We start from the raw sequence: 26,863 nt of genomic DNA on the forward strand, positions 1-26,863 counted from the left end.
GTGGCAAGTCGTGCTCCCCTTGAGCTGTAAGGCAAAGGTGACACGTTGCGAAAGTGCCTTTCGCGACATTCGACGTAGGCGGCCTTCACCCAAGTACATGAAGGCCCCCTTCCTTGCGCCTAGGTACAAGAAGGAGGCCTTCATGTACCTAGGCTTCACGCACTTCGGCTGCCCAACCCACCCTGCGACGCGGCTCTGTGACCATTGGGGCGCGTGACGCATCGTGTGGGTGATCGCCTCATCCGGCGGCGAGATTCTCACCGGTCAACGCGGCCACCATCGCCGCCCGGGAACCGACCCCCAGTTTGGTGAAGATCCGGCGCATATGCGCGGAAACCGTGTTCAGGCTGATTTCCAGCACGCCGGCGATCTGCTTGTTCGTATAGCCACGGCCGACCATGCGCGCCACTTCGTGCTCGCGCGGGCTGAGCAGGTCGTGCGGCTCCGGCGTCACCGGGACGAGCAGGCATCTGACGCCGTGCTCGGTGACGTCGAGCAGCGGTTTCCGCTGCACGGTGCCCCCGTCGTTCAGTTCCATGACACGTCTGACGAGTGATCTCGTCAGGTTTCGTACGGCTTCGTCCTCCGTGACGACCGTCGCCCGCTGCCGCGCGAGGTCGTGTAGCGACGACGCGGGAAATCCCATCACCGGGCTCGTGGACATAGACCGGCCTCCCCCCTCTAGGTTCCCTCCCTCTCTAGCAAACCCCTCCGACACGAAAAGCGCATCGTCGGTTTGTGTGACAAGTACGAACTAGTCGATTCATGTCACGCAGGAACGTGTGACTACCGGTGCCCCCCGGTATGCGGGCAGTGTCGGGTCAGTGCTCACCGACGCACCGCGCCGGCGATCGCGGATTTTCACCGGAGCAGAGGAGAACGGTTATGAGCCGTGGCTATGCGGCAGTGGACGGCGAGCTGGAAGACGAGCTGAGCCGTGAACTCGAGGCCGAGTTCGAAAACGAACTCGAGGACGAACTGGAAGGCGAATTCGAAGACGAGGACGAGTTCGAAGACGAGCTCGGCGGCCTGGCCCGGGAGCTCGAAGACGAGCTGGAGGACGAGGTCTACGGCGAGTACGAGGATGAGGACGAATTCGAGTCCGAGTTCGAGGCCGTCGTCCGCGAACTCGAGGACGAGTTCGAACTGGAATCCGAGGACGAGGACTTCACGCATCCGGCGCGGCGGGTCTATCCCGACGCCGAGATGATGGCGCAACTGGCCTTCCAGGCCGAGAACGCCGAGACCGAGGACGAGGCGGAGGCCTTCCTCGGCGCGCTCGCGCCGCTGGCGTTCCAGGCGGCGAAATGGGCGGCGCCGAAGATCATCAAACACGGTCCTCAGCTGATCCGCGGCGCGGTCAACCTCGGGCGCAAGCTGTGGCGGAACCCGGCGACCCGCCGCGCCGTCCGGCATATCCCGAAGATCATCGGCCGCACCGCGCGCGACGTCGGGCGCCGGTACGCCGACGGCCGCCCGATCAACGCCCGGTACATCACGCGCAGGCTGGTCGGCCACACCGTGAACAGTGCGCAGAACGCGCCCGCGAACCGCCGGAACCAGCAGCGCCGCCGCGGCCGTCCCCAGCAGCGCCGTCGTCGCCCCGCCGCCCGCGGCGGGCGCCGGACGCAGTCCCGGGGCCGGGCGGGCGCCGCCCGTCGTGGCAAGGCGCGCGGCCGTGCGCGCCGCCGCTGAGTCTCTGTTGGTGAACCCGCGTCCGCGATCGACGTCGGCAGGGCGCGACCTGGCCTATCAGGTCGCGAAGGAACTGAAGGCGCCCTGCCACCGCCATAGCGGGGCCTTCGGCCGAGGCGGGTTCACCCGCAGGGTCGCTTTCCCGGACAGAACTTCAGCTCCGCCAACACGCGCTGAGGCGCAGCCCGCGGCATCCGGTGAATCGGCCTCGTCCACCGGGTTCCGGCGGGCGAGGCCGTCCGGGGACGACGAACTGACGGCTTGGGTCCTGTCCCAGGCCACCAACGTGGAGCGGCATCTGGAGGCGCTGCGGCCGTTCCGCTGGTCGGAGTTCGGTGATCCGGCCACCGGCCCGAGCCGGGCGCATCTCGCGGCGGTCAATCAGACGATGGCGACCTTGCGGAAGCCGTTGTACTCCGCGACCCGTTCGGTTCGCCGTGCCGCGGACGAGGCGGTGGCGCGGCCGGAGCGGGCCGAGCTCGCCCGGCTGCTGCGGGCGAAGTCCCGGGCACAGCGCTGGGTCACGACCACCGAACGGGTCTGGGACTTCTACCTCGATCTGTTCAACCAGCGGCAAGGCGCGTTCGCCCCGTGGCTGGTGGCGTGCGACCGGGTGGCACTCGACTGCTATCAGTACGCCTACCTCGGGATCGGGCGCTGGCGGTCGATCCCGACCCCGCCACCGTTCTGCTACCTGCGCACCGGATCCGGTCCGGCCACCTCGCGCCGCGGGATCCCCCTGCGGCGGCTGGGGAACCGGCTCAATCCCTTTCCGCTGATCCAGCTTCCGTACCACCGGCTGGTGAACCCGTGGACGCTCGGCGCGGTCCTGCACGAGGTGAGTCACAACCTGCAGAACGACCTCGGCATCGCCAGGGCGATCCCGCTGCAGGTGGCGGCAAGACTCGTCGAAGCGGGGGTGCCGCGGGACGTGACCGGCGTCTGGGTCAGGTGGAACCGGGAGACGTTCGCCGACCTGTCCGCGCTGCTGCTGGGCGGTCCGGCGGTCGTCGGTTCGCTGTTCGACGTCATCGGGCGCACCGAACTCGAAACGACGGGGTTCACCCCGCGCGCGGTGCATCCGGTGCCGTACCTCCGCGCGAAGATCTCGGTGGAACTGTTGCGCCGCATGGGTTTCGCCCGGCACGCGGAGTCGTACGCGGCGATGTGGCACAAGCTGTACCCGCGGGCGAAGCTGATCAACGCACCGTCGGCACTGCTGAAGACGGCGGACAAGGCGATCCCCGCGGTGGTGGACGCGATGTGCTTCACCTCGTTCCCGTCGCTGGGGCACCGTCCCCTGGCGAAGGTGCTGCGGTTCGAAGCCAAAGAACAGGCGATGATCGAAGAAGCCGCGGAAAGACTGGCCGATGGGGTCTCCCCCGGCGTGGTACCGGAACGGTTCCTGATCGGCGCGGTCCGGTTCGCGCTCGACGAACGGATGGCTCCCCCGAAACGGCTTTTCGGCTTCTTCATGGAAGAGCTCGGCAGGAGGGCGAGATGACGCTCGACACCGAATTCTCCCGGCTGGGCAAGGAAGTGAACCAGGTGGCCGCGTGCTGGCGGGCGTTGGAGATCAGCGTCGCCGAAGACCGGCCCGCCGGCGTCGGGCTCGCCGCGGCGGATCATCTCGCCGAGGTCGTCTTGGACGGAACCGGGGAGGTCGAGGCGGCCACACGCGCGACACAGCGCCCGGTGAGCGCGGAGTCGTTGCACACCACGGCGTCGTCGCTGCTGAACCTGCGGCGGCGGGTGGACGGGCAGTGCCGTTCGCACCACGCGGTCTCCGGGCTGCTGCGCGCGGTGCACGGACGGGAACAGGAATGGCGGGGCTGGGCGAAGAGCTTCCACGCCGGGGTGGACCAATGCGCCGCCGCCTTGTCCTCGGCGGAGGACGTGATGGTGCGGTGCTGGCGTGAAGCAGTGGAACTGGCCGAATTCAAGGGATGTGGGGCGACCCGATGACGATCAACGACGACCGCGGCGCGACGTTGCCGCGCGCACAGGACATCGACAGCGCGTATCCGCTGTCGACCGGGCAGTACCCACCGCAGGCGGCGGCCCCCGGCAAACTCGCCGAACAGACGATCAGCGACATGCTCGGCTGGAAGTGGCGCGAAGGCGACACCAAGGGGTTCGTCGCCGCGCTGACCGGCAGCTTCGAGCTGAAAGAGGTCCAAGGCCGCACCGAGGCGAAATGGACTCCGCGCGGATACGCGATCCAGGCCGACCTCGGCGCCGTCACCGGCGGCCAGGCCTCGCTCGCGGCGAGGGCCAGGAGCGCGGTCAAGGACTCGCTGGCACTGCTCGATTCGCTCCGTCCACTGAGGACGGACGCGGATCCCGAGAACGCGGAGGGCTTCCGCGCGCTCGTCCGGCACGATCTCGAACAGATCCGGCAGGAGCTGGAGAACCCGCTGATCCGCGTGGCGCGGGTCGATCAGCTCTTCCTGCTGCTGCTCGGGAACGGCGGCCTCGCGGTCGGCGCCGGGGACCGTACGCAAGGGCACCTCGGCCAGCTTCGGGACGAGTTCGGCCTGGTCTCGGGCAAGGTCAACACGATCGAAGAGGAACGGATCCAGACCTCCTTCATCACGCTGACGGATTGGGTGGTCTCGTTGTTCAGGGGCTGGCAGGACGCACGCGACAAGATCGACCCGTTCTCGCAGCCGGCCGGCGGCCAGCCGTTCTTCGGTCCCGCCGTGGTCGCGCTCTCCCAGCTGCTGTCGGCGACCGCCTCGCAGGTCGACGAGGTCGTCGCGATGCTGCGGTCGGTGTTCGTCCAGCAGGAGGACCTCGAAGTGCTCCGCGTCCCGGATCCGCAGGGCGGGACGATGTCGCTCGGCGGGCTGCTGCGCTGGATCCGCGAGTTCGCCACCTTCGAGGGCGGCAAGCTGATCGAGTCGGCGGGCAAGGAAGGCGTCGGCACGTCGTTCCTGCAGATCGCGAAGCGGCTGCAGCGGATCGTGGCGAACCTTCCCCGGCAGAACACCGGCGGTCCCAACGGCGACGTGCCGGGCAACTTCCGCGCGTCGCTTCCCCCGGGGTTCTTCAGCTCCCGTGTCCAGCGAGCCATCGACGAACTCGACGACCACCTCCAGGAGGTCGTCCGGATCGCCGCGCCGATCGGGCGGGACGGCTCACCGTCCTCGTCCGAGCCGAACCCGCCCGCGCCGCCCACCCCGCAGCTCACGCCGCCGCCCGGCCGGACACCGGCGGTGCCTTCGGTCGCCGAGCTCCGTGAGGGGCGCGGCGCCGGAGAAGGGCAGACACCACCCGAGGCGGAGGAACCGCCGAAACCCCGGACCACGCGCAAGCGGCCCGGGCAGTAGCCGGACCCGTACGGGAGGAAGACGATGGGCACGGAAAAGGAATACCGGGAACTCTTCGACCGGGTCGCGGCCTTGCGCGGCCAGGTCGCCGGCAAGCTCGCGAACGAACTGGGCAGTGACCCGAAACTCGGCGACGCGGTCCTCAAACAGCTGGACGACATGCTCACCGCCGTCGAGGCCGAACAGCGGGGCAAACCGGGGCCGGCGGACGGCGGGATCGCACAGCTCGTCGGGCTCGGCGACGGTTCGGCCGCGGACCTCGGCGCGACGTCGATGCCACCGGGTGTCGACGCCTACGACGAGACCGTCGCCTCGGAACGGGTCATCGCGGTCGGCGATCTGTACTACCTGTACCAGCACGAACGGATCGGCGTGTTCCGCGTGGTGCAGAAGCTGCAGGAGCTGTTCCAGGGCGGCGCCATCCGGCTTTCGGACGGCCCCGGCGCGTTCGGGCTGTACCGGTTCGACCGGCGGGACGTCCTGCGCTACACCCGGCGGGACCGCGTCAGCGCGTACCGGCGTGTGCTGGGCTACGGCAAGGGGCTCGGCTCGGCGAACTCGCGGCCGAACACCGATTTCCACCAGCTGTTCACCCAGTTCAGCAACCAGGTCGCCTTGTTCTGGCGGGACAAGCGGATCTCCGACGTCGTCCGCGAACGCGCGTACGACCCGAGTTTCGGCAGTGTGGCGGTCGTCCGGCGCAGCGGTCTCGACCTGCGGAACAACCTGAAGTTCACCTCGTACGGTCACCTGAACGTCCTGCGGGTCGAGGTCATGCAACTGCTGACCGAGGCGTTCAAGATCCTCGGTTCGGAGGACGTGCTGGACCTGTTCGGCGCGGCCAACGCGTGGGACACCGTGGACGAGGTGCTGATCCGCTACTTCGATCAGCGGCTGGTGTCCTCACCACGTCAGCGGATGGCGGTCACCGGACGTCAGGTGCTGCGCTGGCTCGCGGCGCCGCACATCCTCGAGACCACCCGCTCCGAATTCGAGGCACTGCTGCTCGAAATCGCGGAGCCGGCCGAAGAGTGGCTGACCTCGGCACAGTCCCTGCGGCTGGCCGACCGGACGAACTCGCGAGAGGTACTGCCGGTCGATCGCCAGCGGCCTGCCGGGGTCGCGGTGTCCCGTGAACCGCGTCCGGTCACCCCGCGCCGGAACGGTCACCGTCCCGGCACCGTGATCACCCTGGACCGCAAGTAGCCACGTGCTGGGAACGATGGTCACGGAGTGGGACGCGAGGTAGCGTCGGGCGCGATGAGTGAACGCACCTGGGGCTTCCGCACCCGCGCCCTGCACGCGGGCGGGACGCCCGATCCGGCGACCGGCGCCCGCGCCGTGCCCATCTACCAGACCACGAGCTTCGTCTTCGAGGACGCGGCCGACGCGGCGAACCTGTTCGCGCTGCAGAAGTACGGCAACATCTACAGCCGCATCGGCAACCCGACGGTCGCGGCCTTCGAGGAGCGCTTGGCCAGTCTCGAAGGCGCGATCGGCGGGGTCGCCACCGGCAGTGGTCAGGCAGCGGAGTTCTTGACCTTCTCCGCCCTCGCCGAGGCGGGCGACCACATCGTCTCGGCGGGCGGGCTCTACGGCGGGACGGTCACGCAACTCACCGGGACGCTGCGCCGCTTCGGTATCGAGACCACCTTCGTCAGCGGAGACCGCATCGAGGACTACGCGGCCGCCATCACGGACCGGACCAAGCTGCTCTTCACCGAGGTCATCGGCAATCCCGGCGGAGGGATCGCCGACATCGCCGGGCTGGCCGAGCTCGCGCACGCACACGACATCCCGCTGGTCGTCGACGCCACCCTGGCGACGCCGTACCTGTGCCGCCCGATCGAGCACGGCGCGGACATCGTGCTGCATTCGGCCACGAAGTTCCTCGGCGGGCACGGGACCACGCTGGGCGGGGTGGTCGTCGAGTCCGGGAAGTTCGACTGGGGCAACGGGAAGTTCCCGCGGATGACCGAGACCGTCGAAAGCTACGGCGGCCTGAAGTACTGGGAGAACTTCGGCGAGTACGCCTTCTGCACCCGGCTTCGCGCCGAGCAGTTGCGCGACATCGGCGCCGTCCTCTCACCGCACTCGGCCTTTCTCCTGCTGCAAGGGGTCGAGACACTGCCGCAGCGGATGGACGCCCATGTCGCCAACGCGCGAGCCGTCGCGGAGTACCTCGCGAACGACAGCCGGGTCGCCTGGGTGAACTACGCGGGCCTGCCGGATCACCCACACCACGACCGCGCGAGGAAGTACCTGCCCGCCGGGCCGGGCGCCGTGTTCTCCTTCGGCGTCGACGGCGGCCGCGCGGCCGGGGAGACGTTCGTGAACTCGGTCGAGCTGCTGTCGCATCTGGCGAACGTCGGGGACGCGCGGACGCTGGTCATCCATCCGGCGTCCACCACCCATCAGCAGCTCTCCGAGGACCAGTTGCACGCGGCGGGGGTGGGAGCGGACCTGATCCGCCTGTCGGTCGGGCTGGAGGACGTCGACGACATCCTGTGGGATCTCGATCAGGCGCTCGGCAAGGCGGTGGCGGGATGACCTACGACGTCGGCGCGGTCGAGCGGCGCCGCATCCTCTCGCGGACGAAGTCGGTGACCATCGTCGGCGCCTCGAACAATCCGGCGCGGCCGAGCTACTTCGTCGCGACGTACCTGCTCTCCTCCAGCAAGTACGAGGTCAACTTCGTGAACCCGCGGCTGGACGAACTCCTCGGGCGGCCGGTGTACCCGTCGCTGGCCGACGTGCCCGGCGAGGCCGACCTGGTCAGCGTGTTCCGCAAGCACGACGACCTCCCCGGCGTCGCCGAGGAGGTCGTCGAGGCCGGAGCGCGCACGCTCTGGCTTCAGCTGGGCCTGTGGCACGAACCCGTCGCCGACCGCGCCAAGGAGGCGGGGCTGGACGTGGTGATGAACCGGTGCGTCAAGATCGAGCACGCCCGGTTCGCCGGTGGGCTCCACCTCGCCGGTTTCAACACCGGCGTGATCAGCTCCCGTCGCCAGTCCGCCCCCTGACCAGGGCCTGCCCCGGCCCGTGAGAGGGTGGCGGCATGGCCAAACCGACGCCGCTGCAGATCAGGAACATCGTCATGGCAGTGCTCATGGCGGGTGCCCTGGTGTGGAACCTGTCCATCGGCGGCGCTTGGTGGCTCACCGCGATCTTCTCGGTCGGCATCGTCCTCTCGTTGTTCTCCGCGTACCTGAACCGGCGCGACGCTCAGCCCTGAGCCGCTTCGAAACGCGAAGCGACATCGGCGCGGCCACGCTCCGAAAGCGCCCCGAAGAGACGTAGGCGCGCCATCCCGCCGTCGGGATAGATGTCGAGGCGGACTTCGGTCACCTCGGGTCCCGCGGCGAGGGCGAACCGGTGCCGCGTGTCGGGCTGCAACCGCGTCTTGGGCAGCAGTTCGACCCATTCGCCGTCGCCGTCCCGGCCGCTCAGTGCCGCCCAGCCCGGCGCGTTGCCCTTGAGGTTGCTGTTGTCGAACTCGGCGAAGCGGACGACGCCCGCGCCGGCGAGCCGCACCGTGACCCAGTCGTTCCCGTCGTCCCGCCGCCGCGCGGTCTCCCAGCCCTCGGCCTGATGCGCGGCGAGCCCCGGCGAGAGAAGGTTGTTGGGCGAGGAATAGAACATGTTGCTGCATCCGGTGACCACCGCGCCGTTCTCCAGCGCGGCGAGATCGAGCGCACCGAGGTCGAGCAGGCGCGGGTCCGGGATCGGGGTGCCGTGCACGCGCAGCCGGGCCACGCCGCCGTCCGGATGCATGGTCAGCCGGACGTGCGTGTAGCGCTTGCTGCCGCCGATCTCGAAGAAGTTCTCCGTGTGCCCCGCCGCCGCGCCACGTTTCACCAGCACGTCCCAGTCCGCTTCGGACAGTTCGGCCGCGTTGGGATAACCGTCGACGGCGCACGCCTCGACCGAGACGAACGGCGGGTAGTTGCCCTTGAAGAACGCGGTGTCCACGATGACGCCGGTGATCGCGCCCGCCAGGCCGAGCCGGATCACCGCCTGGTCGTCGCCGGGCTCGCGGTGCCGCCGGGTCTCCCAGCCGTCGTAGACCTGGCCCTTGGGGCCGAAGGTCTCCGTCTGATGCGCGGGTACCCAGGGATTGACCAGGTTCTCCTTCTCGGCGAACAACTCGTCCGTCGCCCACATCACGGTCCCGCCGAACTTGCGCGAGGCCAGATCGGGCAGGGCTGTCCACTCAGGACGGTCGTTCACGGCATCCTCCATCTCAGCAATCACCCCGGGTCAGCAGAACGCCTGCCGGGTCTTCACCGGTGATCTCCTCGCCCCGCAGCCACGTGCTCCGGACGACACCGGCCAGCGGCCGTCCGTGGTAGGCGCTGACCGGGTTGCGGTGCTTCAATTTCGCGACGTCGACGACGAAGGCCTCGTCGGGCGCGAACACGCTGAAGTCGGCGTCGTAGCCCGGCGCGAGATGCCCCTTGCGGCGCATCCCCGCCTGCGCGGCCGGATGTTCGGCCATCCAGCGGACGACGTCGGTGAGGGCGAACCCGCGCTGCCGTGCCTGGGTCCAGACGGCGGGCAGGCCGAGCTGCAGGCCGGCGATCCCGCCCCAGGCGAGCCCGAAATCGCCGCTGTCGAAGCGTTTCAGTTCGGGCGTGCACGGCGAATGGTCGGTCACCACGCAGTCGATGACGCCGTCCGCGAGACCCTGCCACAGCAGTTCGCGGTTCCCGGCCTCGCGGATCGGCGGGCAGCATTTGAACTGCGTGGCGCCGTCGCCGATCTCCTCCGCGGTGAAACTCAGGTAGTGCGGGCAGGTCTCGGCGGTGAGCCGGACACCGTCACGCCGCGCGCTCTCGACCATCGGCAGGGCGTCCGATGAGGACAGGTGCAGGATGTGCGCGCGGACGCCGGTCTTCCTCGCCAGCTCGATGACCTGCGCGATCGCCACGTTCTCCGCGCCGCGCGGACGCGAGTGCAGGAAGTCTTCGTACTTCTCGCCGTGCGGATCGGGCGCGTGATCGATCGCGTCGGAGTCCTCCGCGTGCACGATGATCATGCCGTCGAAGGTCCGCAGTTCGGTCATCGCCTCTTCGAGCCCGCGCGCGTCCAGCGGCGGGAACTCGTCGACGCCGGAATGCAGCAGGAAGGATTTGAAGCCGAACACGCCGGCCTCGTGCAGACCACGCAGGTCCGCGAGGTTACCGGGGATCGCGCCGCCCCAGAACCCGACGTCGACGTGCACCCGCCCCTCGGCGGTCTTGCGCTTCACCTCCAGGGACGCGACGTCGACCGTCGGCGGCAGGCTGTTCAGCGGCATGTCCACGATCGTGGTGACCCCGCCCGCCGCGGCCGCGCGGGTCGCCGAGGCGAAACCCTCCCATTCAGTGCGGCCCGGGTCGTTGACATGCACGTGCGTGTCCACCAGACCCGGCAGGAGGACGACGTCCTCGCCGAGTTCGAGTACCCGATCGCCGTCCAGGTCGGCTCCGGCGGGCTCCACCGCGACGATGCGGCCGCCGTCGACACCGATGGTCGCGGGTACCTCTCCGGCGGCCGTCACGGCTCGGGCGGCTTTGATCACCAAGTCCATCTAAAAGCCTCCAACTTCCACTGAGTGGAATCGAGGTTTCGCACTCCGACATTAACTCCGGCCACCCTGCTCGTCAACGAGCCCGGGCGGCGCTACCTTCGCTTCGTGCAGTTAGAAGCCGAGTTCACCAGCGAACCGTTCCACGGCGAGGGTCCGCCACCCGAACACGCCGTCAAAGCCCGCGACACCGCGGAAGACGCGGGACTGTCCGCCGACTTCGGCCCGCTCGGCACCCTCGTCCGCGGTGACGCCGACACCCTCCTCGACGCGCTTCCCGCCATCGCCAGGGCGGCGCTGGACGGCGGCGCCACGCGCGTGACCCTCCAGCTCCGGCAGGTCGGCGACGACGCGGGCGAGCCCGCCGTAGAACTGCACAGCGCGCTCGCCCGCCTAATCGGCGACGTCGAACGCGAACTCGGCGGGAAACTCGACACCCTCGACCGGGCCGCCAAGCAGCGCGCGGTGCGACTGCTCAAGGAACGCGGCGCGTTCGGCCTCCGCAAGTCGGTTTCGACGGTCGCCGAGGCACTGGGGGTCACGAGGTTCACGGTCTACAACTACCTCAACCGGGACCAAGACTGAAGAGCTGTTTCAACAAAATGTTGACGACGGCCGAAGCGTCGCCGTACCGTCAGTTCCCGTGCCGCTCACCATTCGAGAGTTCAACGAGGCTCCCGCACAGGACGTCCGGCCGGCGCTGACCGCCTGCCTCGACGTCCCGCGCTGGGTGGAAACCCTGCTGGCCAGGCGCCCGTACGCCGGCCTCGCCGCGCTGCTCGCCGCGTCCGAGGCGCTCACCCCGTTGCGCCCCGAAGAGGTCCGGCGCGCCATGGCGGCCCATCCCCGGATCGGGGAGAAAGCCGGCGGCGAGAGCACCGAAGCGGGCTGGTCGCGCTCCGAACAGTCCGGAGTGGACGGTGACGCGGCGCGCGAGTTCGCCGCGGCCAACGCCGAATACGAAGCGACGTTCGGGCATGTCTTCCTGGTCTGCGCGAGCGGCCGGAGCGGCGCCGAACTGCTGGAGAACCTCCGTTCGAGGCTTTCGAACGGCCCCGAGAAGGAACTCGAAGTGGCCGGCCAAGAGCTGGCCAAGATCGCCGCGCTGCGGCTGGAGAAGGCGGTGACGGCATGAGCCTCGTGACCACGCACATCCTCGACACCGCCGCGGGACGGCCCGCCGCGGACGTCGGCGTCCGGCTCGAAACCGGCGCCGGCGATCCCGTCGCCGAAGGGCGGACCGACGCCGACGGCCGGATCCGCGACCTCGGCCCGGACACCCTGGACCCCGGGGTGTACCGGCTGGTCTTCGACACCGGCGCCCACCTCGGCCCGGACTCCTTCTTCCCCGAAGTCACCTTGACCTTCCGCATCGCCGACGGGACCGAGCACCACCACGTGCCGTTGCTGCTGAGCCCGTTCGCCTATTCCACCTATCGAGGGAGCTGATCGCCCGTGGCCATCACCCTGGGCCCCAACCAGTACGGCAAGGCCGAAGTCCGGCTCGTCACCGTTCAGCGCGAAGGCACCGTCCACCACCTCAAAGACCTCACCGTTTCGACGTCGCTTCGCGGCGACCTCGCGGCGACGCACCTCACCGGCGACAACGCCGATGTCGTCGCGACCGACACGCAGAAAAACACCGTCTACGCCTTCGCCAAAGAGGCCCCGGTCGGCGAGATCGAGGACTTCGCGCTGCGGCTCGGACGCCATTTCGTCGGCTCGTTCGAGCACATCACCGGCGCCCGGATCCTCATCGACGAACACGGCTGGAACCGGATCTCGGGCCACGACCACGCGTTCTCCCAAGCGGGCAGCGAGAAGCGGACGACCGCCGTGACCGTCCAGGGCGACCAGGCCTGGGTGGTGTCCGGTTTGGACGATCTCGTGGTGCTCAAGTCGACCGGTTCGGAGTTCCACGGCTTCCCCCGCGACAAGTACACGACGCTGGCCGAGACGAACGACCGGATCCTGGCGACCGCCGTGACCGCGCGCTGGCGTTACCAGGGCGACGGGATCGACTGGGCCACGAGCCACGCGGAGGTCCGGCGGATCATGCTGGAGACGTTCGCGGACAAGCACAGCCTCTCCCTGCAGCAGACGCTGTACGCGATGGGAGAGGCTGTGCTCAAGGAACGCGAAGAGGTCGCCGAAGTCCGGCTTTCGCTGCCGAACAAGCACCACTTCCTGGTGGACCTGTCACCGTTCGGGCTGAAGAACGACAACGAGGTCTTCTACGCCGCCGACCGTCCGTACGGCCTGATCGAGGGCGTGGTCCTCCGCGACGACGCCGAAGACGCCGGCCTGGCCTGGCACACCCTCGCCGCCTTCTAGGGCACCGGCAGCGGCATACCGGGGACGCTCTGGTCGGCGGGGACGACCCCGTCGACCAGGTAGGCGTTCACGATCTCGTCCACCTTGGGGTTCCCGTCCGCGTAGAGCCCGTGGTCGCCCTCACCGGTCACGGTCAGCATGCGCGAGTTCGCGAACCCCGCGTGCGCCTTCCTGGCGCCCTCGATCGCCGTGGCCGGGTCGTGCTCGGAGTGCACGATCAGCACCGGCGGGACCCCCTTGCCGTCCAGTTTCGGCAGCGGGCGCGGCTCCTTGTCCCAGAACAGGCAGACCGACGCGTTCAGCGTGCCGCCACCCGCCAGGAGCAGCCCGCGGTCCAGGTTCCGCTGCGAAGCGCGGATCAGCGACTCGCGGGTGCCGATGAAACGCCCTTCGCCACAGAGGGTGTTCCAGAAGGTGGCGTCCTGCGCGTCGGGGTGGTCGCCCGCGGCCTCGACGGCGGCCTTGGCCTCGGCCTTCGCCCCTGGATTCTCCATCGCGTCCCGGACCTTGACCAGCAGTTCGGCCAGCGCCGGGAACGTCGCCTTCTTGTAGAGCAGGTAGATGATGGACATGTCGAGCGCCATCGGCCCCTTCCCGTCCATCGGGTTGCGGGACAAGGCATAGCGGACCCGCTCATAGGTCTGCCGGACCTCTTCGCCGTTGGTGCCGAAGTGGTACTTCGCGTCGTACCGCGCCATCCACGGCAGGAAGTCCTGCCGCCAGCGCCGCTCGAAACCGACCGGCTGCCGGTCGAACGTCTTCTGCCAGTCCGTGGTGAACTCCGTCGAGGAGTCGAGCACGAATCGCCCGGTCCGCTGCGGGAACTGCTGGGCGTAGTGCGCTCCCAGCCAGGTTCCGCCGGAGTAGCCGACCCAGTTGATCTTCTCCCGGCCGAGCAGGACGCGGAGCAGATCGAAGTCCCTGATCGTCTGGTGGGTGGTGATCAGCGGGCCGAGCTCGCCACCGGCGCTCTGACAGGACCTGGCCACGTGCTCGGCATTGGCCAGGATCTGGTTCAGATTGCGCGGGTCGCGATCGCGCGGATCCAGCTGCTGGATGAGCCCTGCCGCGCCCCGGCAGGTGACGTTGGTGCTCTTGCCGGTCCCGCGCACGTCGATGCCGATGACGTCCTGGTGTTCACGCAGTTTCTCCTGCCCGCGGAAGGTCACCGGGAACCAGCGCCCGGGACCGCCCGGCCCGCCGGGATTGGTGAACGTCGAGGCCGTCGACGGCCCGGTGGACTTCAGCCTGCTGACGGCGATGGTCAGGTCCTGCCGCTCGTCCGCGCGATCCCAGTCGCGAGGAGTACGGAACGTCGCGCATTCGAGCCCGCTGATGTCGGTGCCCGGCGGCAACGTGACCAGTTCCTCCGCCGCGCAAGGATGCCAATCCAGCTTCTGGCCGGCGTAGTGAGCCGGGACGCTCGCCGAAGCCGTGGTGGCTCCGGTGAGCAGCCCGCCCACGATCACCGGAAGCAACCCGACGGCCAATAGCCGCTTCATGTCCTTCCCCCTGTCTTCCTCGGATTCTCGACGGCTCCCGACGCTAGGGCCGGGCACACCACGCGAACATCGACCGCAGGTAGCGCCGGAAGGTGAACCAAGGTCGAAGGGACGACCGGAACTTGATAGAACGCTCTATCATGGAGCCGTGACTGGAACGCGGGAACGCATCGTGAACGCCGGCGCCGAGCTGCTCCGGCGCAACGGGTACACCGGTACCGGGGTGAAGCAGATCGTCGAGGCGGCGAACGCGCCCTTCGGCTCGCTGTACCACTTCTTCCCCGGCGGCAAGGAACAGCTCGGCGAGGAGGTCATCCGCACCTCGGGGATGATGTACCTCGCGCTGTTCGAGATCTTCTTCGCCGACGAGCCGGACCTGATCCACGGTATCGAGGCCTGCTTCGCCGGCGCCGCCGAGACACTGAAGGCGACCGACTACGCCGACGCGTGCCCCATCGCGACCGTCGCGCTGGAGGTCGCCAGCACCAACGAGAAGCTGCGGATCGCCACGGCCGACGTGTTCACGGCGTGGATCGAGACCGGAACCGAGAAGCTGGGCAAGTACGGCCTCGACCCCGAGTCCGCTCGGCGGCTCACGATCGCTTTGGTGAACAGCCTCGAAGGGGCGTTCGTCCTGAGCCGTTCACTGCGTGACACCGAGGCACTCGAGGTGGCGGGGGCGTCGTCCGTGGCCTTCGCGCGAACGCTGCTCGCCGATGCGTGAAGCACCGACGGCGGGCTTCTGAACACAGGGATTTCTCCGCAACGGACGACGACTTCCGGCCGACCTAGCCGTCGCCAACACCGGAATCCGTTTGGGGAGCCCATGATCATCAGGAAGCTCGTGCTCGGCACCATCGCCGCGGCCGCGTTGCTCACCGCGGGCGCGATGCCCGCGACCGCCGCCGAGGTGCAGCCGTCCACCCTGACCGCGACCACCAGCACCACGCAGATCGACGCCGGGAAGACCGTCACGATCTCCGGGAAACTCACCAAGTCCGACGCCACCCCGATCGCGGGGGCCGAGGTGGCCATCTCGTTCTGCTTCAACGGCTTCTGCGGTGAGGCGCAGGCCAAGCCGGTCACCGACGCCGCCGGCGCCTACAGCGCCACGCTGACCCCGATCCGCACCGGCAACTACCACGCCGACTTCTTCTCCACCGACCCGTCGATCGCGAACTCGCGCGCCGACACCCCGAAGATCGTCGTGCTCCACCCGGTCGAGATCACGTCGTTCACGGCGGGCCGCGGCGTGGACAAGGCCGTGACCGCGGCGGGCACGATCGAGTTCCCCGGCCGGTACACCGCGAACCCGATCCCGGTCGAACTCCAGTACTTCTCACTCAGCACCTACCGCTGGACCACGGCGGCGACGGTCGACGCCACCTGGAACGGCACCACCTGGGCCTTCGCGGCCTCGGCCGAGCACCGCAAGCCCGGTGTCTGGCGGGCCTTCTACGCGGGCCGGCCCGAGATGTTCCACTCCGCCGCGAGCGACCTCGTCTTCGTGCTCTGACGTTCCGTGAAGGCCTCCTTGCGGGGAGGCCTTCACGGAACCTCTAGCGGGAAGCGAGATAGGCCCGCCAATCACCGACGGAGGAGATGTCCGCCAGCTCCGATGAGTCCACATAGGACGAACGCAGGACGGTGGCGAGACAGGCCGCGCCGTCCTCCAGTTCGACGACGCCGAGCTCCAGTTCCGGCGGTTCCGCGGGAACGAGGTGGTCCCTCAGCACCGTGAGCGGCAGGTCGTAGACCTCGCCGACGACGGACGCGGAACCGCCCTCGTACATCGCCGGGAACCGGTCGCCCACGGAGAAGTAGCGGTACTTGGGCGCGGAGCGGGCCACGCAGCACAACGGCGCGCCCTGCAACTGTTCGTGCAGCGGTCCGCCGCGCATACCGCCGCCGTTGAGGAACATCAGAACCACGACATGATCCCTTCGATCCCGAAGTACACCCCGAACACCGCGGCCAGGATCCCGAGGATCCAGCCGATCTCGCGGATCTTGCCCTTGCAGATCTTGATCAGCACGTAGGCGACCAGCCCGGCGCCGATCCCGTTGGTGATCGAGTAGGTGAACGGGATCAGCGCGATGGTCAGGAACACCGGGATCGCGAAATCCAGGTCCTGCCAAGGGATCCGGCGGCATTGCGCCATCATCATCCCGCCGATGACCACCAGCGCGGGCGCCGCGGCCTGTGCCGGGACGACGGCCGCGAGCGGCGTCAGGAACAGCGTCGCGGTGAACAACCCGCCGGTGACGATGCTCGCCAGCCCGGTCCGCGCGCCTTCGCCGACGCCGGCCGCCGATTCGAGGAACACGGTGTTCGGCGCCGATCCGGTGACGCCGCCCGCCAGCGCGCCCGCGCCGTCGACCAGCAGGATCCGGCCCATCCCCTCGACCTTGCCGTTCTTGACCAGGCCCGCCTCCTCCGATACGGAGGTGATCGTGCCCATCGCGTCGAAGAACCCGGAAAGCACCAGCGTGAACAGGAAGACCGCCGCCGTCACCGCGCCCGCCGACCCGAATCCGCCGAAGAGATCGATATCCCCCAGCAAGCTGAAATCGGGATGTGCCACGACCTGGTCGGGCACCTTGGGCTCGACCAGCCCCCAGCCGTCGACCTGGAACACGCTGTTGACGAGCACGGCGAGCCCGGTCGCGACCGCGATGCTGATCAGCACCGCGCCCGGCACCCCGCGGCTCACGAGCACGATCATCAGCAGCAGCCCGAGACAGAAGATCGCGATCGGCCAGCCTTCGAGGTGGCCGGCGATCCCCATCCGCACCGGCACCGTCGACTGCGCGGAATCCGGTGTCCTGGTCACGAATCCGGCGCTGACCAGGCCGACCAGCGCGATGTAGAGCCCGATCCCGACGGTGATCGCGACCTTGAGGGCCATCGGGATCGCGTTGATGATCCGTTCCCGGACCCCGGAAACGGCCATCAGCACGATGCAGAAGCCTTCGAGGACGACGAGCCCGAAGGCCTGCGCCCAGGTCATGGCCGGAGCCATCTGGAAGGCGACGACACCGTTCACGCCGAGGCCTGCCGCGAGCGCCAGCGGCGCGTTGCCGACCAGTCCCATCAGGATCGTGGTGACACCCGCCGCCAGCGCGGTCGCGGTGGTGATCGCCTCGGTGCTCAGCCGCGCGCCGGTGATGTCGGCCGACGCGCCGAGGATGAGCGGGTTGAGCAACACGATGTAACACATCGCGACGAACGTGGTGATCCCGCCACGCACCTCGCGGCCGATCGTGCTGCCGCGATGGGAGATCTTGAACCAGCGGTCGAGCCCGGACAGCCGCCTCGGCTCGGACGAGGGCAGGTGGGGACGCTCTGTACCTAATTGGGTCATGCCTACTCCACAACGTTGTGGGGCGGGAAGAGAATCAGTAAACCTTCTTGTCGGGTTTCGACAGCCAGGCCTGGAAAGGCGCGAAGGAGTCCGGAAGGGACAGTTGGCCGACGGGTAGTGACCAGGTCTCGCGCGGGCGGGAAAAGAGGTCGTAGAACTCGCGGTCGTCGAAGCCCGCCTCGGCCGCGTCGTGGCGGTCCGCGGCGTAGACGACCTTGCCGACACGCGCCCAGAGCGCGGCGGAAAGGCAAAGCGGGCAAGGCTCGCAGGAGGTCACGAGGACACAGCCGTCGAGTCTGTAATCGCCGATCGCCTGGCAGGCCGCGCGGATCGCGACCACCTCGGCGTGCGCCGTCGGGTCCAGCGTCGGCGTCACCTGGTTGGTCCCGGTGGCCAGCACCGAACAGTCGCGGACGATCATCGCGCCGAACGGGCCGCCGCCGCTTTCGACGTTCGAGGTGGCCAGCTGGACGGCTTCGGCGAGCCATTTCTGCTCGTCGGACTCCGAAATGGACAGACGGGTACCCACGGATGTGCTCCTAGCTCGAAAAAGTACGGATTCAGGTGCCGGTGAGGTGTTCGGGACGCACCGGGACACGGGGCAGCGCGAGCCCGGTGGCCGCGCGGATGGCCGCGACGATCGCCGGGGTGGACGAGATCGTCGGCGGCTCGCCGACCCCGCGCAGACCATACGGGGCGTTGGGGTCGGGCCGTTCCAGGACGTCGATGTCCATCGGCGGCATGTCCAGCACGGTCGGGATCAGGTAGTCGGTGAACGACGGGTTGCGGATCTTTCCGTCGGCGGTCTGGATCTCCTCCATCACCGCGAGCCCGAGCCCCTGCGCGGAACCGCCCTGGATCTGGCCGAGTACCGCCTGCGGGTTGAGCGCCTTGCCGACGTCCTGCGCGCAGTCGAGCGCGACGACCTTGATCAGGCCGAGTTCGGTGTCGACGTCCACGACCGCGCGGTGTGCCGCGAAGCCGTACTGGACGTGCGCGTTCCCTTGCCCTGTCTCGGGATCGATGGGCACCGTCGGACGGTGCCGCCATTCGACGGTCTCGTCGAAGACCTCGTCACCGAGGACGTCGGCGAGGTCCGCGAGCACGCTGCCGTCGGCCGAGACGACCTTGTTCGCGACGACGTTCAGCTTCCCGTCCGCGGCGAGTCTGCCCGCCAGATGCTTGTGCAGCCCGGATCGCACCGCGACGCACGCGGCCTGCACGGCGCCGCCGGTGACGTAACTCTGCCGGGACGCCGACGTCGAACCGCCGTTGCCGATATTGGTGTCCATCGGCAGGATCGTCACCTGCTCGATGCCGAGTTCGGTCCGCACGATCTGCTGCATGATCGTGACCAGGCCCTGGCCGACCTCACACGCGGCGGTGTGCACGGTCGCCGCGGGTTCGCCGCCGACGAGCTGAAGCCGCACACGGGCCGTCGAGTAGTCGTCGAAACCCTCGGAGAAACAGATGTTCTTGATGCCGACCGCGTACCCGACACCCCGGACGACGCCTTCGCCGTGCGTGGTGTTGGAGACGCCGCCGGGCATCCGGCGCAGGTCGAGTTCCTCGTGCGTGACCGGCAACGGCTTGGCGCGCAGGCGTTCCAGCAGTTCGGCGACCGGGGCGGCCGAGTCGACGATCTGGCCGGTGGGCATGACACTGCCTTCGGCCATCGCGTTGCGGATCCGGATGTCGACCGGGTCGATACCGCACGCTTCGGCGAGCTTGTCCATCTGGGACTCGTACGCGAAGCCCGCCTGCACCGCACCGAAACCGCGCATCGCACCGCACGGCGGGTTGTTGGTGTACACGCCCCAGCAGTCGACCGAAGCACTGTCCACATTGTACGGACCAACGCCGAGCGTGGCCGCGTTCGCCACGACCGCGCCGGTGGACGACGCGTACGCGCCACCGTCCAGGTACAGCTTCGCCTTGACGTAGACCAGGCGGCCGTCCTTGTCGGCTCCGTGCTCGTAGTACATCTTCGCCGGGTGGCGGTGCACGTGGCCGTAGAAGGATTCCTCGCGGTTGTAGACCATCTTGACCGGCTTGCCCGTGTGCAGGGCCAGCAGACACGCGTGGACCTGGATCGAGAGGTCTTCGCGGCCGCCGAACGCTCCGCCGACACCGCCGAGCGTCAGCCGGACCTTGTCCTTGGGCAGGCCCAGCGCGGCGACGATCTGCTGCTGGTCGACGTGAAGCCATTGCGTGGCGACATAAAGATCGACACCGCCTTCGGTGTCCGGGATCGCCATACCCGACTCCGGCCCGAGGAAGGCCTGGTCCTGCATGCCGACCTCGTAGACGCCGGACACCACGACGTCGGCCTTCACCGACTGGTCACCGTGGCGGATCTTGGCGTGACGCACGACGTTCCCGCCGGGGTGCAGTTCGGCGCCCTCACCGGCGGCGGCCTTCTCGGAATCCGTCACCGGTTCGAGGACCTCGTAGGAGACCTTGATCCGTTTCATCGCCCGGCGCGCGGTCTCGGGGTGGTCCGCGGCGACGAGCGCGACGGGCTCGCCCTGGTAGCGCACGACGTCGACGGCGAGCACCGGCTGATCCGCGTGCTCCAGGCCGTACTTGTTCACGCCCGGCACGTCTTCGTGCGTCAGCACCGCGTACACCCCTTGCACGGCAAGGGCTTCGGTGATGTCGATACCGGTGATCCGCGCGTACGGATGCGGGCTGCGCAGCGTCGCGCCCCACAGCATGTCCTCGTGCCACAGGTCCGAGGAGTAGGCGAACTCACCGCGGACCTTGACCGTGCCGTCGGGCCGCCGAGGGCTCGCCCCCACGCCGTTCTCGGTGGTCTGCTTGGAGACTTCAGTGGTGGTCATACCGTCTCCCTCAGCCGGGCACTGGCCACGGCCAGCTCACGGGCGATCTCGTCTTCGGATTCCTCGCGCGGTGCCCCGCCGTCGACGACGGTCGCGCCGCCGACGAACAGCCGCTCGACCGGTGGGGTCGTACCGAGCACCAAGGCGGCGACCGGGTCGGTGATCCCGGCGTAGTTCAGGCCGTTCAGGTTCCAGACCGCGAGATCGGCGAGCTTGCCGACCTCGATCGAGCCGAGGTCCTTCTGCCTGCCGAGGCAGCGCGCGCCGCCCATCGTGCCCATCCACAGCGCTTCCCGCGTGGTCAGCCCGCGCGGCCCGCCGCGCTGCCGTGCCTGCAACAGCGCCTGGTGCAGTTCCTCGCCGAGGCCACCGGATTCGTTGGACGCCGCGCCATCGGCGCCGAGCCCGACCGGTACCCCGGCGTCGAGCAGCTGCCGGACCGGGGCGATCCCGGCGCCGATCCGCCCGTTGGACGTCGGGCAGTGCGCCGCACCGGTGCCGGTGGCGCCCATCCGCCGGATCGCCTCCGGGGCGAGGTGGATCGAATGCGCGAGCCAGACGTCGTCGGCGAGCCAGCCGAGTTTGTCGGCGTATTCCGCCGGGGTGCAGCCGACTTCGGCGAGGCACTGCTTCTCCTCGTCGACCGTCTCGGCGAGGTGCGTGTGAAGCCGGACCCCCTTGCGGCGCGCCAATTCCGCCGCGCCGGTCATCAGCCGCTCGCTCACCGAGAACGGCGAGCACGGGCCGGCCGCGATCTGCAGATGCGCGCCGGCGGAGGCGTCGTGGAACCGGTCGATCGCGGCTTCGGTGCCCAGCAACGCGGCCTCGGTCTCTTCGACGAGGTTGTCCGGCGGGAGCCCGCCCTGGGACTCGCCCCGGTCCATCGAGCCGCGCACGACGTGCAGCCGTACGCCGACGCGGATCCGGGCGGCGGCGAGGGCTTCGACCTCGTCGCCGCCGTCACGCGGGAAGACGTAGTGGTGGTCGGCGACCGTGGTGCAGCCGGTGGTCGCGAGCCTGGTGAGCCCGGCCGTGGCCGCCGCGTGCGTGATCTCGGCGTCGAGCCTGCCCCAAATCGGATACAGCGCGACCAGCCATTCGAAGAGGGTGTGGTCGGCGGCGAGACCGCGCGTGGCCCACTGGTAGAGATGGTGGTGGGTGTTGATCAGGCCGGGGGTGACCAGGCATCCGGAGCCGTCGACGCGTTCGTCGTACTCGCCGTCGGGCGCCTTCCCCGCGCCGACCGCCGCGATGCGGTCGTTCTCGATGACGACGTGGCCCGAGGCGTGCTCGGTGCCCGCGCCGTCGACGGTCGCGATCGCGGCGTTCTCGATGACGGTCTTCACGCGGTCTCTCCCCTGGTCGCGGCCAGCCGGACGGCGTCGAGGATCTTCTCGTATCCGGTACACCGGCAGAGGTTCCCCGCCAGCGCCTCGCGAATCTCCTCGTCGGCGGGGTTTTCGACCCGGTTGAGCAGATCGTGCGCGGCCACCACGAGGCCGGGGGTGCAGAAGCCACATTGGACGGCGCCCGCGTCCACAAAGGACTGCTGGACCCGGTCCAGCTCGTCACCGTCGGCGAGCCCTTCGACCGTGCGAACCTCGCGGCCCTCCACCTGACCGGCCGCGACCAGGCACGAACACACCGGGACGTCGTCCAGATACACCGTGCAGGAACCGCATTCGCCCTGTTCACAAGCGTTCTTGGAGCCCGGGAGACCGAGCCGCTCGCGAAGCACGTAGAGCAGGCTTTCGCCCTCCCAGACGTCGTCGGCCTGGCGGGACTCGCCGTTGATCGTCACGTTCACGCGCACTCGCGTTCACCCTTCTGGAAGTCGTTCCACGCCCAGGTCAGCGTCCGCCGCGCCAGAACGGACAACGCGTGCTTGCGGTAATCGGCGCTGCCGCGGACGTCGTCGATCGGCGACGCCGCCTCCGACACCAGCTCGCCGAACCGGCGTTTGACGGAATCCGTGAGAGACGCCTTGGTGGACCAGGGAAGTTCGTCGTTGAGGTACTCCTCCGCCGCGGTCGCGCGACGCGGGGTCGGCGCCGCCGAGCCGACGGCGGCGCGGATCTCGCGGGTGTCGAGATGCAGCGCCAGCGCGAACGAGCAGACCGCGATGACCATCGCGTTACGCGTCCCGACCTTCGCGAATTGCTGCGGCCCGACCTCCGCGGGCAGGTGTACCGCGGTGATCAGCTCGTCGGGTTCGAGAGCGTTGCGCTTGACGCCGAGATAGAACTCCTCGGCCGGGATGAGCCGTGTCCCCCGCACCGACGCGGCCTCGATCACGGCGCCGAGCACGAGCAGCACGGGATGGGTGTCGCCGGCGGGCGAGGCGGCGCCGAGGTTCCCGCCGACGGTGCCGCGGTTGCGGATCTGAGGCGAGCCCACGGTGCGGGAAGCCATCGCCAGCGCGGGCAGAACTTCACCCAGCTCAGCGATCACCCGGACGTAGGGCACCGAGGCGCCGAGACGGATCTTGCCGTCGGTTTCGGTCCACTCGGCGAGTTCGGTGACGCGGTTGAGGTCGAGCAGCGCGCCGGGGCGGCGGTGGTCGAAGTTGAGCTCCACCATGACGTCCGTGCCGCCCGCGATGGGTACCGCGTCGGGCCGCTCGGCCTTGACGGCGAGCGCCTCGGTCAGCGAGCTGGGGCGCAGGAAATCCACTCTCGGGCTCCTCGGTTCGGCGGAGGTGTGTGACGGCTGACTCAGTAGACGCCCTGCCCCCGTATGGCGGCAACGGTGCCGAAGCATGAAATCTCCCCTGCCCGGACGGGCGGTTTTGTGCTTTCCTACAAACCTGATGACGACCGTGAAAACTCTGCTGGCGCTGCCCGGGCTGCGCTTGCGCGTACGCGCCGGGACTGCTCTGCTCGACCGTCCGGTGTCCCGGATCTACGTCACGGAACTGCCCGATCCCGGGCGGTACGTGTCGGCGGGCGAACTCGTCCTGAGCGGGTTGCTGTGGTGGCGCGGGGCGGGTGATTCCGAGGCCTTCGTCGCCGCGCTGGCGAAGGCCGGGGCGGCGGCGCTGGCGGCGTCCGGGGCGGATTCCGACGGCATACCCGAGGATCTCGTCGAAGCCTGTACGCGGCACGGGATCCCGTTGCTGGAAGTGCCGGCGGACCTCTCGTTCTCGGTCGTCACCGAACGGGTCGTGCTGGCGCTGGCCGCGGCCGCGGAAGGCGCTCGCAAACGTTTGCTTTCAGCGGCGACGGAAGACGCGTCCGTGGAGACGCTGCTGGAGCGGGCGCGCGCCGAGATCGGTCTCCCCTGCTGGGTGGAACCCGTCGGCACGCCGTCGGAACTCGTGCGGCGGTTCGTCGCCGCGGGCGGCCGTTCCCTGGAGGCGGACGACGTCTCCGTCCGGCCCGTCGGCGGCAGGCACGCGTTGCCGTGGCTGCTCGCGATCGGCGGCCCGCTGACCGCCGCACAGGCGGAGATCGCCGAGGAACTCGCCGGACTGGTCGGGCTCGCGCGCACGCGGGCGGACGAGGTGCGCGCCGTCACCGACAGGGTGCTCGACCCCTTGCTCGCCGCGCTCGACGAGGGAAGCGATCCGCACGCGGCCCTGACCGCGACCGGACTGCGCGGCGATCTGCGATTCGTCGTCGCGCGCACCGAAGGATCCGAAGCGGCGCGCGGCATCCTGACGGAACTGCTGCCGCCGGGCGCGCTCGTCGGCCCCGCCGGGGAAACCACCTGGGCGGTGGCCGAGGACGACGGCGAGTGGCCGGAAGAGTGGCCCGCCACGGTGACCGCCACTCTGGCGGGCGTGGAACCGCTGCTGCCGTGCCGGCGGGTGCTGATCGGGATCAGCGATCGTTCCCCGGTCTCCGTGCTGCGGGGCGCGAAGGAGGTCGCGCGCTACGCGCTGGCCGTGGCGACGGAACGGCCCGGCACGATCGAGGTCGTCCCCGGCGGCGAGATCGGCATGCACCGGCTGCTGCTGGCGGGCACCCCCGACGACCTGCGGGCGGCGTTGCGGCGCCGGGTGCTGGGCCCGTTGCTGAGCTACGACGCCGAGCAGGGCACCGATCTGGTGCACACCCTGCGCGTCTTCCTCGAATGCTCCGGCTCACCGACGCGGGCCGCGCGGGCGCTGCACGTCCACGTCAACACGCTGCGGTACCGGATCGGGCGCGCGAGCGAACTGCTCGGCACCGATCTGACCGAGTTCACCGAACAGCTCGACGTCTATTTGGCCTTGTCGGCAGGGAGCTGAAATGGGTATCACCACGGCGAAAGAAGCCGCCTACGACCCGCGCGTGCTCGCCTTCGGCCGGCTGATGGGCGCGGCGAACCGGCTCGAATACCTGCTCGGCCGCGCGCTGGAGGTCGAATGCGGGATCTCGCACCTGATGTTCGAAGTCCTCCTGATCGTCGGCAGGTCGGGCGAAGCCGGGATGAGCATGCGCGCGATCGCGCAGGAGCAGGTGCTGACCACCGGCGGCGCGACCCGGCTGGTCGACCGGATGACCACGCTCGGCCTGGTCTTGCGTTCCTCCGATCCCCAGGACCGCCGCGTGCAACTCGTCCGGCTGACCGCCCGGGGCGAGGAGACGACCGTGCGGGCCGCGCGGGTGCACGTCGAGAACATCCAGCGGCTCTTCCTCGACCCGCTGCCCGCGGACCACCGCGAACGGTTCGCCCAGGACCTGCGGACGCTGAGCCACTCGGCACGTGACGCACTCCCCAAGCTCAAGTAGGAATATCTGACCAGTCAGACATCGTTGGGTCTCGTCATGAAGCTCATCTATGTCTTCGACGCGTACTGCGGCTGGTCGTACGGGTTCGCCCGCACCATGGCCGACGTCGCGCACCGGCATCCGGACCTGCCGGTCGAAGTGGTTTCCGGCGGCCTGTTCCTGGGCGGGCGCCGGGTGCCGATCCGGCAGTTCGGCTACGTCCAGGGAGCCAACGCCGAGATCACCCGCCGCACCGGCGCGCCGTTCGGCGAAAGCTACGAACGGCTCATCGCGGACGGCGAGTTCGTCATGGACTCCGAGGCCGCCGCCTGCGGGATGGCGGCGTTGCGCGAGGTCGCGCCGGACCGTGCGGTGCGGCTCGCGGCCCTGCTGCAGGAAGCCTTCTACCTCGACGGACTGAGCCTTTCCGAGGTCTCGACCTATCGCGTGGTCGCGCAGCGAGCGGGACTGGACGGGGACGCCGTCGAGGCCGCACTGGACCGGGTTTCCGCCGCGGACGACTTCCGGCGGGCGCGGAAACTGGGCGTCACGGGCTATCCGACCCTGCTGGCCGCCTTTCCCGGAGAACGGATTGTGACCCTGGTCGCCGGGAACGCGAGCGCCGACGAAGTGGAGCGGCGGATCGGCGCGCTGGTTTCCTAAACTCCGGGCATGCCCTTGACACTTCGACCGGCCATCTCCGCGGACGCCGACGCCGTCGCGAAGATCTGGTACCACGGCTGGCAGGACGGCCATCTCGGCAACGTGCCCGACTCGCTCGTCCGGATCCGCACCCGCGATTCGTTCTGGGAACGGGCCGCGGAACGCGTCGGCGACACGACCGTCGCCGTGTCGGACGGCGAGGTGGCGGGTTTCGTGATGGTCGTCGGCGACGAGGTCGAACAGGTCTACGTTTCCTCGGACCATCGCGGGAGCGGAGTGGCCGGGGCGCTGCTCGCGGAAGCCGAACGGCTGGTGCGCACGGGCGGGCATTCCCGCGCCTGGCTCGCGGTGGCGCCGGGGAACGCGCGGGCGCGGCGGTTTTACGAGCGGTGCGGATGGGCCGATGAAGGCGAGTTCGACAATCGGGTCGACGGGCCGGATGGGGCGGTTTCGGTGCCTTGTCGGCGATACGTAAAGCCGGTTGATTGAGTTTCCGTTATTGGGCGCGCTTAGTCGACTAACTGCGAGGGTTGCCCAGGGTGATTCGGCGTTGGCGAACGTTTCACTCTTCAGTGTTGTTAGTGCGTTTTGCTTGTTGCTCAAAATTACGAACACATGTTCGATGGAATTGCGGTATTATGGAGGTGTGTCCGAGACCTTCCTTCCCGAGTTGCCGCAGGAGCTGTGGCGTGCTGGCAAGCTGGAGCTTGCGCATGGCGTGGAGCAGTCTCTGCGGGTGATCAGGGTGGCGACTGCTTGTTTGGGGCGGTTTTTGGCGGAGATCGAGTCTCGTGGTGCCAAGGATTTGTATGGGTATGGCAGTGCGGCGAGCTGGCTTGCGGATGTGGCGGGGTTGTCGCGCGCTGA

Annotated in this window: 29 protein-coding genes and 1 pseudogene; 19 read left to right on the forward strand and 11 right to left on the reverse strand. The window is 69.1% G+C overall.

Translation table 11 applies throughout. The features are described from left to right. Positions 1 to 238 precede the first annotated feature (238 nt). Positions 239 to 664, reverse strand: coding sequence for a LuxR C-terminal-related transcriptional regulator (locus ACIBTM_RS40970; protein ID WP_395882510.1), 426 nt, complete (start codon positions 662 to 664; stop codon positions 239 to 241). A 221-nt stretch (positions 665 to 885) separates the two neighbouring features. Between ACIBTM_RS40970 and ACIBTM_RS40975 the strand changes: the two genes are divergently transcribed. The 8 genes from ACIBTM_RS40975 (at position 886) to ACIBTM_RS41010 (ending at position 8,262) form a co-directional block, all read left to right on the forward strand. Next, positions 886 to 1,695, forward strand: coding sequence for a hypothetical protein (locus ACIBTM_RS40975; protein WP_395882511.1), 810 nt, complete (start codon positions 886 to 888; stop codon positions 1,693 to 1,695). Between the two features lie 286 nt (positions 1,696 to 1,981). Then, positions 1,982 to 3,199, forward strand: coding sequence for a hypothetical protein (locus tag ACIBTM_RS40980; RefSeq protein ID WP_395882512.1), 1,218 nt, complete (start codon positions 1,982 to 1,984; stop codon positions 3,197 to 3,199). Next, positions 3,196 to 3,660, forward strand: a complete 465-nt coding sequence (locus tag ACIBTM_RS40985; RefSeq protein WP_395882513.1) for a hypothetical protein — start codon at positions 3,196 to 3,198, stop codon at positions 3,658 to 3,660. The genes ACIBTM_RS40980 and ACIBTM_RS40985 overlap by 4 nt, the downstream gene beginning before the upstream one ends. After that, positions 3,657 to 5,027 (forward strand): hypothetical protein, encoded by a 1,371-nt coding sequence (locus ACIBTM_RS40990; protein WP_395882514.1) that lies wholly within the window; start codon positions 3,657 to 3,659, stop codon positions 5,025 to 5,027. Before ACIBTM_RS40985 ends, ACIBTM_RS40990 begins: the two co-directional genes overlap by 4 nt. 24 nt (positions 5,028 to 5,051) lie before the next feature. Then, positions 5,052 to 6,233, forward strand: coding sequence for a hypothetical protein (locus ACIBTM_RS40995; protein WP_395882515.1), 1,182 nt, complete (start codon positions 5,052 to 5,054; stop codon positions 6,231 to 6,233). A gap of 54 nt (positions 6,234 to 6,287) precedes the next feature. Further along, a complete protein-coding gene (locus ACIBTM_RS41000; RefSeq protein WP_395882516.1) occupies positions 6,288 to 7,577 on the forward strand; it encodes an O-acetylhomoserine aminocarboxypropyltransferase/cysteine synthase family protein in 1,290 nt (429 codons plus the stop codon). Further along, a complete protein-coding gene (locus ACIBTM_RS41005; protein ID WP_395882517.1) occupies positions 7,574 to 8,050 on the forward strand; it encodes a CoA-binding protein in 477 nt (158 codons plus the stop codon). The genes ACIBTM_RS41000 and ACIBTM_RS41005 overlap by 4 nt, the downstream gene beginning before the upstream one ends. Before the next feature lie 35 nt (positions 8,051 to 8,085). Then, positions 8,086 to 8,262: a hypothetical protein gene (locus ACIBTM_RS41010; RefSeq protein ID WP_395882518.1), complete on the forward strand. Its 177-nt coding sequence runs from the start codon at positions 8,086 to 8,088 to the stop codon at positions 8,260 to 8,262. Here the strand turns inward: ACIBTM_RS41010 and alc are convergent. After that, positions 8,253 to 9,269 carry an allantoicase gene (gene alc, locus ACIBTM_RS41015; RefSeq protein WP_395882519.1) on the reverse strand — a complete coding sequence of 339 codons (1,017 nt, stop codon included), beginning with the start codon at positions 9,267 to 9,269 and terminating at the stop codon, positions 8,253 to 8,255. The genes ACIBTM_RS41010 and alc overlap by 10 nt on opposite strands. 1 nt (position 9,270) lies before the next feature. Further along, positions 9,271 to 10,599 carry an allantoinase AllB gene (gene allB / locus ACIBTM_RS41020; protein WP_395882520.1) on the reverse strand — a complete coding sequence of 443 codons (1,329 nt, stop codon included), beginning with the start codon at positions 10,597 to 10,599 and terminating at the stop codon, positions 9,271 to 9,273. A 105-nt stretch (positions 10,600 to 10,704) separates the two neighbouring features. Between allB and ACIBTM_RS41025 the strand changes: the two genes are divergently transcribed. Genes ACIBTM_RS41025 through pucL form a run of 4 tightly spaced genes read left to right on the forward strand, consistent with a single transcriptional unit; the run spans position 10,705 to position 12,930 of the window. Continuing rightward, positions 10,705 to 11,181, forward strand: a complete 477-nt coding sequence (locus tag ACIBTM_RS41025) for a helix-turn-helix domain-containing protein (protein ID WP_395882521.1) — start codon at positions 10,705 to 10,707, stop codon at positions 11,179 to 11,181. A 58-nt stretch (positions 11,182 to 11,239) separates the two neighbouring features. Continuing rightward, on the forward strand, positions 11,240 to 11,731 hold the full coding sequence (uraD, locus tag ACIBTM_RS41030; protein ID WP_395882522.1) for a 2-oxo-4-hydroxy-4-carboxy-5-ureidoimidazoline decarboxylase: 492 nt from the start codon (positions 11,240 to 11,242) through the stop codon (positions 11,729 to 11,731). Next, positions 11,728 to 12,045 (forward strand): hydroxyisourate hydrolase, encoded by a 318-nt coding sequence (gene uraH, locus ACIBTM_RS41035; RefSeq protein ID WP_395882523.1) that lies wholly within the window; start codon positions 11,728 to 11,730, stop codon positions 12,043 to 12,045. The genes uraD and uraH overlap by 4 nt, the downstream gene beginning before the upstream one ends. Positions 12,046 to 12,051: 6 nt before the next feature. After that, the gene (gene pucL, locus ACIBTM_RS41040) at positions 12,052 to 12,930 is read left to right on the forward strand and encodes a factor-independent urate hydroxylase (RefSeq protein WP_395882524.1); all 879 of its coding nucleotides are present in this window, start codon (positions 12,052 to 12,054) and stop codon (positions 12,928 to 12,930) included. On the opposite strand, the gene ACIBTM_RS41045 is transcribed toward pucL, so the two are convergent. Next, on the reverse strand, positions 12,927 to 14,432 hold the full coding sequence (locus ACIBTM_RS41045; RefSeq protein ID WP_395882525.1) for an alpha/beta hydrolase: 1,506 nt from the start codon (positions 14,430 to 14,432) through the stop codon (positions 12,927 to 12,929). The genes pucL and ACIBTM_RS41045 overlap by 4 nt on opposite strands. 172 nt (positions 14,433 to 14,604) lie before the next feature. On the opposite strand from ACIBTM_RS41045, the gene ACIBTM_RS41050 reads away from it, so the two are divergent. Both ACIBTM_RS41050 and ACIBTM_RS41055 read left to right on the forward strand, forming a co-directional pair. Then, positions 14,605 to 15,156 (forward strand): TetR/AcrR family transcriptional regulator, encoded by a 552-nt coding sequence (locus ACIBTM_RS41050; RefSeq protein WP_395882547.1) that lies wholly within the window; start codon positions 14,605 to 14,607, stop codon positions 15,154 to 15,156. A gap of 102 nt (positions 15,157 to 15,258) precedes the next feature. Next, positions 15,259 to 15,948: a hypothetical protein gene (locus tag ACIBTM_RS41055; RefSeq protein WP_395882526.1), complete on the forward strand. Its 690-nt coding sequence runs from the start codon at positions 15,259 to 15,261 to the stop codon at positions 15,946 to 15,948. 43 nt (positions 15,949 to 15,991) lie between these two features. Here the strand turns inward: ACIBTM_RS41055 and ACIBTM_RS41060 are convergent, their stop codons facing one another. The 7 genes from ACIBTM_RS41060 to ACIBTM_RS41090 are packed head-to-tail and all read right to left on the reverse strand — an operon-like array spanning position 15,992 to position 23,312. Then, positions 15,992 to 16,363, reverse strand: coding sequence for a gamma-glutamylcyclotransferase (locus ACIBTM_RS41060; protein ID WP_395882527.1), 372 nt, complete (start codon positions 16,361 to 16,363; stop codon positions 15,992 to 15,994). Next, positions 16,354 to 17,796, reverse strand: a complete 1,443-nt coding sequence (locus ACIBTM_RS41065; protein ID WP_395882528.1) for an NCS2 family permease — start codon at positions 17,794 to 17,796, stop codon at positions 16,354 to 16,356. The genes ACIBTM_RS41060 and ACIBTM_RS41065 overlap by 10 nt, the downstream gene beginning before the upstream one ends. A gap of 34 nt (positions 17,797 to 17,830) precedes the next feature. After that, entirely contained in the window at positions 17,831 to 18,325 is a 495-nt protein-coding gene (locus tag ACIBTM_RS41070; RefSeq protein WP_395882529.1) for a nucleoside deaminase, read from the reverse strand. A gap of 31 nt (positions 18,326 to 18,356) precedes the next feature. Next, positions 18,357 to 20,639 carry a xanthine dehydrogenase subunit D gene (gene pucD, locus ACIBTM_RS41075; protein ID WP_395882530.1) on the reverse strand — a complete coding sequence of 761 codons (2,283 nt, stop codon included), beginning with the start codon at positions 20,637 to 20,639 and terminating at the stop codon, positions 18,357 to 18,359. After that, on the reverse strand, positions 20,636 to 21,985 hold the full coding sequence (locus ACIBTM_RS41080) for an 8-oxoguanine deaminase (RefSeq protein ID WP_395882532.1): 1,350 nt from the start codon (positions 21,983 to 21,985) through the stop codon (positions 20,636 to 20,638). The genes pucD and ACIBTM_RS41080 overlap by 4 nt, the downstream gene beginning before the upstream one ends. Then, positions 21,982 to 22,452: a (2Fe-2S)-binding protein gene (locus ACIBTM_RS41085; RefSeq protein WP_395882533.1), complete on the reverse strand. Its 471-nt coding sequence runs from the start codon at positions 22,450 to 22,452 to the stop codon at positions 21,982 to 21,984. Before ACIBTM_RS41085 ends, ACIBTM_RS41080 begins: the two co-directional genes overlap by 4 nt. Next, positions 22,443 to 23,312 (reverse strand): FAD binding domain-containing protein, encoded by an 870-nt coding sequence (locus ACIBTM_RS41090; protein ID WP_395882534.1) that lies wholly within the window; start codon positions 23,310 to 23,312, stop codon positions 22,443 to 22,445. The genes ACIBTM_RS41085 and ACIBTM_RS41090 overlap by 10 nt, the downstream gene beginning before the upstream one ends. Before the next feature lie 136 nt (positions 23,313 to 23,448). Here ACIBTM_RS41090 and ACIBTM_RS41095 point away from each other — a divergent pair, with 136 nt between their 5' ends. The 5 genes and pseudogenes from ACIBTM_RS41095 to ACIBTM_RS41115 form a co-directional block, all read left to right on the forward strand. Further along, positions 23,449 to 24,870 carry a PucR family transcriptional regulator gene (locus tag ACIBTM_RS41095; RefSeq protein WP_395882535.1) on the forward strand — a complete coding sequence of 474 codons (1,422 nt, stop codon included), beginning with the start codon at positions 23,449 to 23,451 and terminating at the stop codon, positions 24,868 to 24,870. Position 24,871: 1 nt separating this feature from the next. Beyond that, positions 24,872 to 25,354: a MarR family winged helix-turn-helix transcriptional regulator gene (locus ACIBTM_RS41100; RefSeq protein ID WP_395882536.1), complete on the forward strand. Its 483-nt coding sequence runs from the start codon at positions 24,872 to 24,874 to the stop codon at positions 25,352 to 25,354. 36 nt (positions 25,355 to 25,390) lie between these two features. Continuing rightward, positions 25,391 to 25,996 (forward strand): DsbA family protein, encoded by a 606-nt coding sequence (locus ACIBTM_RS41105; protein ID WP_395882537.1) that lies wholly within the window; start codon positions 25,391 to 25,393, stop codon positions 25,994 to 25,996. A gap of 9 nt (positions 25,997 to 26,005) precedes the next feature. Next, the gene (locus ACIBTM_RS41110; RefSeq protein WP_395882538.1) at positions 26,006 to 26,485 is read left to right on the forward strand and encodes a GNAT family N-acetyltransferase; all 480 of its coding nucleotides are present in this window, start codon (positions 26,006 to 26,008) and stop codon (positions 26,483 to 26,485) included. Between the two features lie 157 nt (positions 26,486 to 26,642). Continuing rightward, a pseudogene (locus tag ACIBTM_RS41115) lies at positions 26,643 to 26,863 on the forward strand (HNH endonuclease); the annotation flags it as partial.

The organism is Amycolatopsis sp. NPDC049868 (assembly GCF_044461365.1).
Lineage (GTDB): Bacteria > Actinomycetota > Actinomycetes > Mycobacteriales > Pseudonocardiaceae > Amycolatopsis.